Consider the following 12,460-nt stretch of genomic DNA (forward strand, 5'->3'; position numbering starts at 1 on the left):
GAAATTTTATATAAAATGAACAAATTCGACATGAAACGACAGGATACGGTATTATCGGATTGAATAAAACGCCCCGGCCCTGTTGCCTTGACAAAGCCGGAGCGTATGCTTTAATATAAATATAAGGGGCGCTGCTACCGCAGTCAGCCCTGTCAGTTAACTAAAAAATAGTTGACTGTTTGGTGCCAGCCAAGCGGTCAACACGCTTTTATGCAAAAGATGTACAGCAAAACTACTGCACATATCAAAAGCCGAAAAGCCTTTTTCCGCACACGCGCCACCTCCTTCCTGCCACGAACCGTGGGAAAGGAAAAGAGGGTCTGACCGCAAAAAGTAACACCAGAAAAAGCAGTGATGAGCTTCACTTTTAGAGGCGGCATCACTGCTTTCTTTCGTTTTTACCCGAGGTGCCACCGCACAAGGTACGTCACGCTGTAATCGCCCTGATGGCCGGAGCGCGAGCGGGGGAAGGTCAGCTTCATCTGCGCGTCCGGGGACTGCGTCGCGGCGGACAGCACCGGCTCGGCGCGGAAGTCGCTTCCGGTGGTGAGGAAAATCTCCAGACGGATGCAGGTTCGGCTCTCATCCGCGTCTACGACGATGCGGTCGACGAGCGCCTTGGACATCTCGCGCGAAAAGCCGCAGTTTGTCTGCCACCGCTCCTCGATGGTGCGGCGCAGGCTTTCCACGCGCCGAATGCGCTGCTCGAGTGTTTTGTCTGCATTCTGCAATTCCTTTCGCTGCTGCTCGAGCGCGGCAAGCTGCTCGTTGCAGGCCTCATTGCGCTGCCTGAACTCCTCGTTCGAGAGTGCCCCGGCAAGCGCGAGATCGAGCAGCTTGTCCTTGCGGCGGGTGACGGTCTCGAGCTCCTGCTCGACCTTCGCGAGGGCAGGGGCATTGTCTTGCTGTGCGGCAAAGGCGCGCAGATTGTCGATGTACTCCTGCATGGCAGTCGAGCGCTCGTCCGTCACCTGCTCGAACACGCGCGCAAGAATGCGGTCGAGCTCATGGCTGTAGACCGTGGGGGAGTCGCAGCCACCCTGTTTTCCCTTTTCGCGGTACAGCTTGCAGTTCCAGCATTCCACCTCGCCGCGGCTTTTGCTTTTATACACATGCCTGTGGAAAGCTGTGCCGTGTTTCGCGCAGATGAGCTTGCCGCTGTAGGCATAGCGGTTCTGCGATGCCTGCGCGTGCTGCTTCATGGTCTGTCCGCGTGCGGCGAGCAGGCGGTTCGCCTCGTCCCACATGGCCTCCGGCACGATGGCAGGCACGCGGTCATCTTCGTGGACGAGCCACTTGTCCTCGCTCAGACGGTAGCTGCGCTTGTCGCGGTAGTCCCGGGAGGCATAGCGCCGACCGGCGTAGCAGCCCTTGTATTTCGGGTTGCGGATCATGCCGTACAGCGTGGAGTAGGTGAGCGGTCTGCCCTGACGTCCGCGAATGCCGCGCCGCTCAAGGTCGTTCGCGATGGCGCGCAGACCGAGGTCGCCTGCGGTGTAGCGCTCGAACACCTCGCGGACTATGGCTGCCTCGTGCTCGACGATCTCAAGCCGTCCGTCGACCTTGTTATAGCCGAACAGATTGTTCTGACCGAGCAGGACGCTGTTTTCCTGCGCACGCTTGAAGCCGAAACGGGTGCGTTCGGACAGCTTGCGCACCTCGTCCTGCGCGATGGAGGACATGATGGTGAGGCGTAGCTCGGCATCCTTGTCAAAGGTGTTGATATTGTCGTTCTGGAAATACACGCCGACACCGAACCGCAGCAGCTCGCGCGTGTAGCTGAGGCTGTCAAGGGTGTTTCGGGCGAAACGGCTGATCTCTTTGGTGATGATGAGGTCAAAGCGACCGCGCTTCGCGTCCTCGATCATGCGGAGGAACTGCTCGCGCCCCTCGACCGAAGTGCCGCTGATGCCCTCATCGACATAGCCGCCGGAAAACGTCCAGTGGGGATTGGCGGCAATGTAATCCTCAAAATAGCGTTTCTGATTGCCGAGACTGTTGATCTGCTCGTCTTTGTCGGTCGAAACACGGGCGTAGTAGGCCACAGCAAGCTCGGTGTCGAAGATGCTGCGGCCCTGCGCCTGCATTTCGTCCAGTCTGCGGACGTCCATGGAGCCGCCTCCCTCAGTTCAGAGTGGTGCCTCGGGGGTGTGTGCTGTCGCGGCCGTGGAGCCTTGTCAGCTTGTCCGTCTGCAAATGGCGGACGAAATCGTGCTCGTCACGGGTGATGCAGCCGCTGCGGAGCATCTCGTCGTTGAGCGCTAAAATCTGGTATACCTGCGCGCGTTCCAATTCGTTATTCATGAAAAATCCTCCTTTGTCATACGGGTGAATACCATATATATACAGATATAGTATATCAATGAGATGCGCGGTTGATACGCTCAACCGAAGTACTTCGCGATGCCCTTCCATGCCTTTTTCGGCTCGGCGATGACCTTTTTGAGCGCGTCAAGGCGCTTTTCGCCGCGATAGTCGGTTGTGTCATTGTTGTTCTGACGAATGATACGGCTGGCGTCTGCGAAGTCCGTTGGGGTGTAAAGCAGAACGGCGCGCGCCTTTTTGCCGTCGCGGCCTGCGCGACCGATTTCCTGTGCGTAGGCATCGATGCCGAGCGGCAGACCGGCGTGCACGACGAGTCGGACATCCGGGCGGTCGATGCCGAGACCGAATGCGTTCGTCGCAACGACGATCGGACGCTTTTTCGTGAGGAAATAACGGTGCACACGCTTTTTTCTGCCCTTTGGGAGCTCGCTGTAGTACGCTTTCGCCGAATATTTCTCCCCGCGCAGGTATTTCGTCGTGCGCTTGACATCGTTGACCGTCGGGCAGTAGACGATGGTCGCGCCGTTCCTGGGCTGGTGCTGCCGGAGCACAGCGTCAAGCATTTTGAGCCGCTGCGTGCGCTTGCGGCGCTTCACATTGTCTTTGCCGCGAACGTTGAATTCCTTGATGGAAAGCTTAATATTCGAACGTTTTACAGAGAAGAGAAAGCGTTTCGGTTCATCCATATGCAGGCTTCGTGCGATATAGCTGAAGTCTGAAGCGGTCGCCGTTGCCGTGAACGCAAGGATTTGCGGCGGTATGCGAAGCGACTTGATGAACGCGCCAATTTCGGCGTAAGCCGGGCGAAAACCGCGGTCGACCTGCGGCAGGATGTGCACCTCGTCCACGACAACGCGGCGCACATGCGCGGAGGCAAGCGCCTCGAAAACCTTGCGATTGCGAAGCTGCTCGGGGGCAAGGTACAGCAGGCCGCCGTTCTGCACGAAGTCGCGCAAAGTCGCTGCGTGGCGGTGCTTGCTGAGGCTCGAGTTGAGGAGGGCGGCGCGAACGCCCTTCTTCTTCAACGCGGAGACCTGGTCCTCCTGCAGGGCGAGCAGGGGAGAAAAAACGAGGGTCAGCTGTCCCGGCTCGTCGAGGAGAGCCGGGAGCTGGAAAAGGAGCGATTTGCCGCCGCCGGTGCAGAGGCGCACGAGAACGTCGCGGTTCTGGAGAATGCAGGAGAGAACCTTGCTCTGTTCTGTGCGAAGCCGGGTCACGCCAAGCTGATGCATGGCGGTGTATACATTATAATTATACATCATTATCTTCCTCCTGACCCGCCGGAATAGCCGGAATGACGGAATTCTTGAACATTTTCGCGGGTATCGCATAATAGCGCCGCGAGGTGCCATCAGTGTTAATTTTAATGTTCTCGCGCTCAAAGATTGAACGTTCTTTGAGTTCCTGCACGACATTCGGGGCGAGTTCGGAGCCGACACCGGCGCGCTGGAGCAGCCGTTCGAACTGCGCCGTGTTGTAGACGAGCATGGGAACGCCGTGGCTCGTATACGGGAACGCCACGGTTTTTTCGAGCTGCTCGAGAGTCTTCGGACGCGGCGAGATGGCATCCTTGTAACGTTCCGGGTCGAGCACAAAGGCAACGCAGTTATCGATAGTCAAGGTGCGCTGCACCTGTGCTTCGCGCTGCTCACGCATCATACGAGCTGTGAGCTGGTCAAAGGCTTCACGGCAGTCCTTACGGGTGAGGAGCGCCTTCCGGATGTAGAGCAGCACGAGAGAAATCCAGCGTTCGGGCGCTTTATAGCGGTAGGCGCTGGGGCGTGCGCTCAAGTCGGACAGCGCATCGTTCAGGTCCGACACAACCGTCGGAACATGCCGCAGCAGTTTCGCGGCGGCGAGGCGGAGCAAATCGGCTTCCGCATCGGTGAGCGTGTGCACGTTCTCCGGCACCTTCACGTTGTGCGCGAGGTGCGAAGGAAAATCTCGCGTTATCATCGTGACGGGGAACGCCGGAAGCGGACGGTCTGCCGCTTCGCCGATGTTGTGGCGGATGTGCGATACCTCAGTCAGCGCGTCCATGAGTGCCTTGCGCGCCGGGTCGCCGATCGGCTCGAGAACGATCATGCGGCCGGCTGCCGACAGCGGATAGACCGGCAGGGAAGCGTTCTCGAAGCGGAAGGTGAACACGCGCTCGAACGGTGCATTCGGCGAGCGGAGCAGGTCTACCGCATGAAAATGTTCGTCGACGCCCTCGCGAACGGTCGCAGACTGCGCGTTCGGCAGCATAAAGTTAAGGAGGAACGCCGGAAGATACTCCATGTCAGGAGCGGTCCAGACCGCGGAGAGGAGTGCAGCCTCGAGGACCGGAAGCGCGAGCGGGTCATTTTTGAGCAGCGCAAGGAACCGCTGTTCATCGAAATCGCCCAACTCCTGCGCGATTTGCACGTTATCGTCGATGTTGTCGAAAAGCTCGTCTGAGACATCGAATACATCATCGGCATACGCCTTGCGACGCGACAGCTCGTCGCACATGATGTATACCAGCTCGACTTCGCGGTCGGTGAGGCCGAGGCCCGGGAGCGGCGGATGCTTTTCCCACGCCGTGCAGCGAACGGCAAAGCGGTAGCGCATGTCGGGATAGCGAATTGCGATCATCGCCCAGCGCTCGCAGCCGTCGGGCCCGCTGACGGTCATGGTGTCGGTCCGCTCGGCGAGGAACCCGACGGTGAGGTCGTCGAACATCACAGAACCGTGTTTCGTGAGAAGAAAGCTGACGCTCGCGTTGGCGCGCCTGCGCAGATGCTTCGGCCAGCTGCCGTCCGCGATCCACTTCGAGTCAAGACGGACCACCGGCGCAGTGGCGGTCGCAGCGAGTTTGCGGTAGAGAATTTCGTTCATTTTTTGTCTTCCTTTCGTAAAAAACGGGTTTTCGAAACTTTTTCGTCTCGATGAATACATTGTAGCAGACAAGAAAATGATGCGCACGGAACCCTGCTCACGGGGTGAAATGAACAGAATGACGGTAAAAATGACACAAATCGAGGCAGAACCGCGTAAATCGCGTCTGTGTCCAAAAGTGCCGAGGGGGCTCGCTCACGGGGTGGTTAAAAATAAATTTGATCGAGCGCAAAAAAACGCTCCGACCTTCAATGGTCGGAGCGGAAATGCTGCTCAATTTGTCTTAACTGGTTTCATCTCCTCATTTGAGACTTTGCGATTTAGTGTTCATGGGGATACGTCGGATATCATCTATGATGCGTGTTATTTATTCTATATCAGTATTGGCTGTAGTGGTGCCATCTATTATTTCCTTTCGGATAAAACTGACTCCGGCTTTCTTCATTGCTTTCCACCGGTCGGATAAATTACCTTGGGATAAAGCTTCATAACAGAACAACCAGTAACGATCCATGTCTGTATTTTTCAGGTTTTTGGCTGCTTCATGAAGAGGTTTTACTCGTGAGGCTCTTCTATTCCAGTGATTTTGCTTCATGAAGTAAACCCAGGTCGTAGTCAGCAGCAGGCAATCACCGCTTTTGATTACATAGTCCAGCGCATTATGATAATCGTTTTCAAACTTTTCAAGCGTGAAGTCAAATCGAATTGCAAAATAAATTGCATAACACAGGCTTTCATAATTATTTAGTTTGACAGCATCGTAATATATTATCTCTGACAGAGATTTGATATCGCTTGTATTGACTTCATATGGTGTGAACACATACTCTTCCATTAAATGCAGAAGGTACGGATAAAGTGCAGCCATATGCATGAACCTCTTTGCCGCAAGCTTCTTTCCATTATCAGAAAGCTGTGCTCCTTTCAGTTTTTTGATGGCATAATTGATAATTGCGAAGTCCCCCGTTTCCGTTGCCAGCGATAATGCCGTGTCAATAAACGTGTTGACTTGCGGGTATTCCACCATTCCTGACGTACCAATTTTGGGCAAATCACTCAGTTGGTGCTTCCAGTTCTTCTCTATCCCAATAGGAAGTTCGATAATCTTTGTTTTCCTGTGATTTAGCGGCAAATCAAATTCACGAAGAGCTTGTTCGAGATCTTGCAGAAATCGCTGTGCTTCATCATGGCTGCCAACATAGCAATCATAATCGTCTATATTTCGAGTATAACGATAGCCCTTATCATAAAGCTTCTTATCGACTACAGTCAAAATAATCTCTGAAAGCAAATTTGAGGTATGTGGTCCGATAAGTAAACCGTGTGTTTCGCCATTGCGCATAGCTGAACATGCTTGATCAATCTTGTTGTACCAGCAAGAGTCATCACGGCTTGTTTTCTTTGCCCGTTTTTTCCCTACTAAAGCCCACGGAATGGAATGCGTATAGATGCTGGGAAAGCATGTGGAGATATCGGCTTGTGCAATGAAACGGCTCGTTCTCTGGTCATGCATCAGCAGATCTAACTCTGGGTTGCCATCTGTTCGCCAGTTTGAATAATTCATCTCAAAGATACGTTTCTCATTATGCTTTTTGCGAATATGAATTCGGCTGACACGATAACTCTGCCCATCTGTCTGTGCATGGAAATGAGTACGTAGTTCATTCCAGTTATCTCGAAGCAAAGAACACAATTCTTGGTATTTAAAAGGATTTGGAATCCCCATAAGTCGAGGTATGCTGATATTACGCATTACTCGAAAGGTTATGTAGTCATTCCACACTGCTGCAAATGGAGCAGATACTGTTTTGCAGTAATGAAAGAAAGAAACGGAAGTAAATAATGGTGGAAGCTTTTCAGCAAAGAGACCGTATGCAAGGAGGCCTTCATAGAGTTCATCAGAAGATATTTCATCCATAAAATCTGTGTACTTTTTTTCCATAATGTATTTACCTCCAGCTCTTTGTAGTTTGTCTATGAAAACCAGATTAGGATAATATCAGAACATATCCTATTATATCACACTAGAGAGAAATGAAAACGATCATGTCTGGCTGTTTGGTATATAGAAGAGAGTTTTGATGTTCAGATAAAAATGATCATATGGCGATCATTAGGCGGTACTGTATTGCTGAGGCGGGATGCGAAAAGCCGAGAAGCCTATTTTTCGTCATGGAGAGCGCGGATAGAGGATGACACGACACCACGCGAACGGAGAAACTTCAGGTATTTGTCAAAGAATTTAGAAGCGTTCTCGGGGACAAAAGAAGATTGGTTTTTGACAATAAACTCCCAGTATTGCGAGCCAGCTTGATTCAATATCTGGGCATATTCAAGCAAAGGGTCTGGATTGTGAGACTGATTATACTTGGAAATCTGAAGAGAAAGAAAAGGATCGAGGAAATCCTGTCCACATTTTTCGATTTCCTCTGCAAGCAGTGCATCCAGTTCGTTGCGTGGATAAAGCCACTCCATCGTTTGATACAGAAGCGGAAAATTACTGCCGGTGACATCGAGAAACAGAGTTTGAACTTGAATTTCACTCGGCTCCAGCCGATTAATATCAATCTGGTTTGTACGCAGAAAATGCTGCGCCCATAGCCAGAGCTGTTCTGCCTGCTGATTTTCCTCCTCAGCAATCTTATATGTGGTGCGGCAGTAGATGTCATCGGGATTGACCGAGACAAGATCCTTTTGCAATTGCTCTAAGATGCGCGCGGCTGCGCAAGAGCCAAGGTAGTAATCCGTGATACAGCGATCCTTATCGGCAGGGTCATCAGGGTCCTCACCATATTTTCTAATCAAGCAGAAGGGGAAAATCTGCCTGTGCAGTAGGGTGAAGAACATCCTTGTGCAGGGCCCGGAAACGAAATCGTTCGGCTCGAACAGCAGTGGCTGCGGCGTTACGGGTTGATCATACCAGCCGTCAAATGGGTTTTCTCGGTCGTAGGTATCCGCAGTTTCATGCATGTCAGCAAGCTCCTGTATATGATCCTCCGCCTGTGCTTCACGCTCAAACCAGAAGGCGGATGTGCCGGGCTGTGTGGACCAGTACTTCAAGACCTGTTCTGCAAAATCAGATACTGCAAGAAAATAGTCATTCATCACAGGAAAATCAAACGGCTTTTTGATGTGAAAGATACCGAATTCACGGATTTTCTTCTGTCCGAGTGGAACAAGAAGGGAAGTCGGCGCCTTTAGTGATTTGGACGGCGAGAACAAACCGCTCAGATTTTGATAAATCGGCGCATAGCTGCCGCTCTCCTTTGCCTGCGTCAAGGCCTCCTGCAATTCTTTCAGATGATTGCTCAGATGGCTTTTACACTCGTTCAGTGTGTAGGAAAGATTCTGTTCGGCATCCGGCGCGTTGATCAGCTCGCGCAGACGCTGCAGCGCAAGAAGATTGGGATTTCGTGCGAACTCCGGCTCGGCAAAGCAGCTGTAAATAAGCGTGTCAACATCGAGAGGAAGGTCCTCCGGCCAGTAATTAAAGTAACTGAGCAGAGGATTATCGAAATTACTGCCCGTAAGGGAAAAACTGTAGTATCGATCTTCGAAAAAGTCAATCCATTCCTTCAGCAGCCGTATGATCTTGATGAGATGAACGAAATAGGAGGTATCTGCGTCTGTAAGCGTATCGGGTATTTCTTCCGGAGCAGCGGCAGGAAAGCACTCATAAGAATCCAGGAGTGCCTCGCGAAGCCGTTCAAATGTCGAAACGGTATCGGCGGTTCGTTTGCAGCAGGTCTGATAATAGCCCCAGTATTTTTCAACGGAATACATAAAATAAGGGTGCCCGTCCATCAGTGGAAGAAAAGCGGCAGGCCGCAGCAAATAACGCATATCCGGCGTCCGTACATAGCGATGATACAGCACGGTGATTGCCTGCATAAACTCAGTGTCGAGCGTGCGGGGAAGCAAAGATCCATCCTTGGCATCCTTATAATAGATATGTAAAGGCTCACGCCGCAGATTAGACATTTTTATGCTGTGCCTCGGCAGTTCAGGGAACAGCAAGGAGAGATAGGATGCGTCTGGGATAGAAGGGGCGGATGCACTGCTGGCCGGATGCGGGAGATGCCTGCATTCTTTGATACGGTACTGCTTTTCGTATTCGCTCAGTACTGACATGATGATATCGGTAATCATGCAGTCGATCATAATGTCATACAAGCTGCACGTTTTAGCTTTGCATTTGTTGGTCGCTGGCTGAGAGCGGAGCCAGTGCAGGAACTTTATCGTATGTTCCGTGAGCAGCGGATACTTCTTTAGCTTATCATAAATCCAGCCCGGCAGCGGTTTGCCTTTCTCCCACGCGAAATAAGCGCGCAGATCGGCTTCGATCTCGCTGATCTTCTTCCTTTCGCGAAACGACTCGGACGGTTCGAGAACCTCGGACTCTGTAAATTTCGCAGACGGCACGGAAATGCCTCCTTCCTGATGGAGATGCGTAATCTTAGTTTAGTATTATTATAATACCGCAGAACAATAATTGCCAATATGCTTCTATATATAATATACAATCCCTCCGGTTATAGAGATAAAAGATAATGGATATATAAGATAATATCAATCTTTAGATAGATGATAAATATACAGGATAGTATGTATTGATCATTTTATGTATGATATGGTTTATAATCATATATTACTGTAATGTTCTGTTCGTATAAAATAGTATCTGCTTATAACAATATGATAATTTATATTGTGGAGGCGTGCGCGATGGGCGTTTATCATACGATACACACGTTAGAATTGCAGCGGAAAATTCCGCTGGGAGAAGTGAGCCGCTGGAGAGGGCGGCTGTATGAGCTGTCTGATCGATATGGGACAGGAGTTTATTCGAAATCAAAAGACGAACAGGAATTTTATATGTATGCGCAGAAGGGCGTGACGATCAATTTGCGTGCCGCTGTGAATTGCGGCTTTATTAAACTGACGATCAACTTAAACTCTGTGCTCTATGCAGAGCCGCAGAGGGTTGTACTGTTCTGCCCGGACAAAAACTATCTGGGCATATTCGACCGCAATCTGCGGGAGATTTTGCGGGACGCAGGACTGGGTGGAGCGGAAAAATTTGAATTTTCGCGCGTGGACTTCAGCGCGAACGCGAAGGTGGATGACCCGCTCGCATATATCGCTCTGGCAAGAAAGAGCGGCGTGCCGAACGGCTATCAAGAGACTTATCCGCGGTTTGATAATAAAAAGCGGAATAAACCGATAAAATATGCGTATTCCTTTGATTTGACGCACAATCGAGAGGATTATGCCGTCACGCTGTATTCTAAGGCAGACCAGCTGAAGGATGACCGCAATGCAGAACTGAGGGATATACAGGATGCGCAGAGACTGCTGCGGTTCGAGGCGAAATACGGTGCGCCGATGCTGAAAACGTACATCGGAATGCACGATCTGCATTATTCTAAGGAAAAACTGTACGATTTACTGTCAGCTTCGCCATCTGTCCTGCGCAGAGCAATGTGCAGCTGCTTTCCGGAGGGTACTTATTATTCGCTTCCGGCGGCGCGAAAGCGGCTCGATCGGGCTGCGCAATCAAAACAGCGCGAGCGGCTTTTGAAATGGATCGAGGAAACCTCGCGTATGAACAGCGCCTGCAAGGCACGGCGAAAGCTCTGCGAAGGTCTTTCTTTTTCGCAGCGTGCCGCGCTGATGCAGTTTCAGCGCGAAAGCGGTATCAATCCGGTCACGATCGGCCGGGACTGGAAGCGGCAGTCCCTCCCGAGCTTGCAGGAGGTATTCGAGCTCGAGACATGAAAGCCTGAGGGACAGAACAGAGAAATGGAAGTAAATGAGAATAATTTATGCTGTGAACAGCATAAACTTGATAAAATAAAAAGTTTGTGCTATGATGATGCAAAGGAGTGATGCCGCATGATCCGTTCACATACCCTCAGAAAAAGAGACCTTTACCTGAATAAGCTCATTGCATTTCAGGACACCGAGCCCATCAAAGTGGTAACCGGTATCCGCCGGTGCGGAAAGTCCAGTCTGCTCAAGTTGATGGCGGCGCATCTGCGCGGAAATGGAGTTTCGGATGAGCAGATCATTGAAATGAACTTTGAATCCTACGAGTTTCTGAAGATGACAGCGGACGAGCTGTATCGCTATGTCAAGGAACGCGTGCTTCCGGACAGGCGGATATACCTGTTTTTTGACGAACTTCAGCGCATGGACGGCTGGGAAAACGCCGTCAACTCGTTCCGCGTGGATTTCGACTGCGATATTTATATTACCGGCTCGAATGCCTATCTGCTTTCCTCTGAGTATTCGACCTATCTATCCGGACGATGTGTGGAAATCAAGATGCTGCCGCTGTCCTTTGCGGAGTTCGTTGATTTTTACGGCTTTACGATTAAGACGGTCAAGAGCGCACTTGGCGGCCAAAAGAAGAAAGCGGTCGATCAAGATGGTACGCAATACGAACTGCGTGAGATTTTTGACGCGTACATGCGTTTTGGCGGTATGCCCGGTATTGCCGACGTCGGCATGGAACAGGATAAGGCGCTGACTCTTCTGGAAGGCATCTATTCGACGGTTATTGTTCGTGACATTCTCGAACGGGAAAAGCGCAGAGGGCAGCGCCAGCTTACAGATGCTGTGCTGCTCAAGAAAATCGTCCTGTTTCTGGCGGATAACATTGGCAGTTCGGTTTCAATCTCTTCCATCGGCAACACACTGGTCAGTGAAGGGCTGCTCGATGACAGCGGCCGCCGGGGCAAGCCAAGTGCACACACGGTTCAGGCCTATGTCAATGCGCTGCTGGAGTCCTATTTTTTCTATGAAATCAAACGATTTGACATCAAAGGCAGGGAGTTCCTGCGCACACTGGGTAAATATTATATCGTGGACATCGGCCTGCGGAATTACCTGCTTGGATTCCGCAACCGCGACAGCGGACATGCGATTGAAAATGTTGTATATTTCGAATTGCTGCGCCGCGGCTATGATGTCGCAATCGGCAAGGTCGGCAACGCGGAAATTGATTTTATTGCAGCCAAAGCTGATGAAAAAATATACGTGCAGGTAACCGAGTCGATGGAGAGCGAAACGGTTCGCGCACGTGAACTGGCGCCGTTGCAGGGGATTGCAGATAACTATGAGAAAATCGTGCTTTCGCTGCATCCGGGACTGGAAACGTCCTATGACGGCATTAAATCCATCGATTTGATAGAGTGGCTGCTTGAAAATCAATAAACCGTATCAGCTCCTTTTTCGTTGATATATTATACTTATATATAACGAAAAGGAGGGA

General features: G+C 51.3%; 8 protein-coding genes. 2 read left to right on the top strand and 6 right to left on the bottom strand.

Going from position 1 to position 12,460, the window contains the following annotated elements; translation table 11 throughout:
- Nucleotides 1-398 precede the first annotated feature (398 nt).
- The 6 genes from H8S02_RS06835 to H8S02_RS06860 form a co-directional block, all read right to left on the bottom strand.
- The gene (locus H8S02_RS06835; RefSeq protein ID WP_186969880.1) at nt 399-2,111 is read right to left on the bottom strand and encodes a recombinase family protein; all 1,713 of its coding nucleotides are present in this window, start codon (nt 2,109-2,111) and stop codon (nt 399-401) included.
- A gap of 13 nt (nt 2,112-2,124) precedes the next feature.
- A complete protein-coding gene (locus H8S02_RS06840) occupies nt 2,125-2,304 on the bottom strand; it encodes a hypothetical protein (protein WP_186969881.1) in 180 nt (59 codons plus the stop codon).
- A gap of 80 nt (nt 2,305-2,384) precedes the next feature.
- On the bottom strand, nt 2,385-3,587 hold the full coding sequence (locus H8S02_RS06845; RefSeq protein ID WP_186969882.1) for a RecQ family ATP-dependent DNA helicase: 1,203 nt from the start codon (nt 3,585-3,587) through the stop codon (nt 2,385-2,387).
- Complete coding sequence (locus tag H8S02_RS06850; RefSeq protein ID WP_186969883.1) at nt 3,577-5,184, bottom strand: hypothetical protein; 1,608 nt, start codon at nt 5,182-5,184, stop codon at nt 3,577-3,579. The genes H8S02_RS06845 and H8S02_RS06850 overlap by 11 nt, the downstream gene beginning before the upstream one ends.
- Before the next feature lie 367 nt (nt 5,185-5,551).
- Entirely contained in the window at nt 5,552-7,126 is a 1,575-nt protein-coding gene (locus tag H8S02_RS06855) for an RNA-directed DNA polymerase (RefSeq protein ID WP_186969884.1), read from the bottom strand.
- 218 nt (nt 7,127-7,344) lie between these two features.
- Entirely contained in the window at nt 7,345-9,606 is a 2,262-nt protein-coding gene (locus H8S02_RS06860) for a hypothetical protein (RefSeq protein WP_186969885.1), read from the bottom strand.
- Nucleotides 9,607-10,059: 453 nt separating this feature from the next.
- Between H8S02_RS06860 and H8S02_RS06865 the strand changes: the two genes are divergently transcribed.
- Both H8S02_RS06865 and H8S02_RS06870 read left to right on the top strand, forming a co-directional pair.
- The gene (locus tag H8S02_RS06865) at nt 10,060-10,962 is read left to right on the top strand and encodes a hypothetical protein (protein WP_186969886.1); all 903 of its coding nucleotides are present in this window, start codon (nt 10,060-10,062) and stop codon (nt 10,960-10,962) included.
- 117 nt (nt 10,963-11,079) lie between these two features.
- Entirely contained in the window at nt 11,080-12,402 is a 1,323-nt protein-coding gene (locus tag H8S02_RS06870; protein WP_186969887.1) for an ATP-binding protein, read from the top strand.
- Nucleotides 12,403-12,460: the final 58 nt, after the last annotated feature.

The organism is Agathobaculum hominis (assembly GCF_014288055.1).
GTDB lineage: Bacteria > Bacillota > Clostridia > Oscillospirales > Butyricicoccaceae > Agathobaculum > Agathobaculum hominis.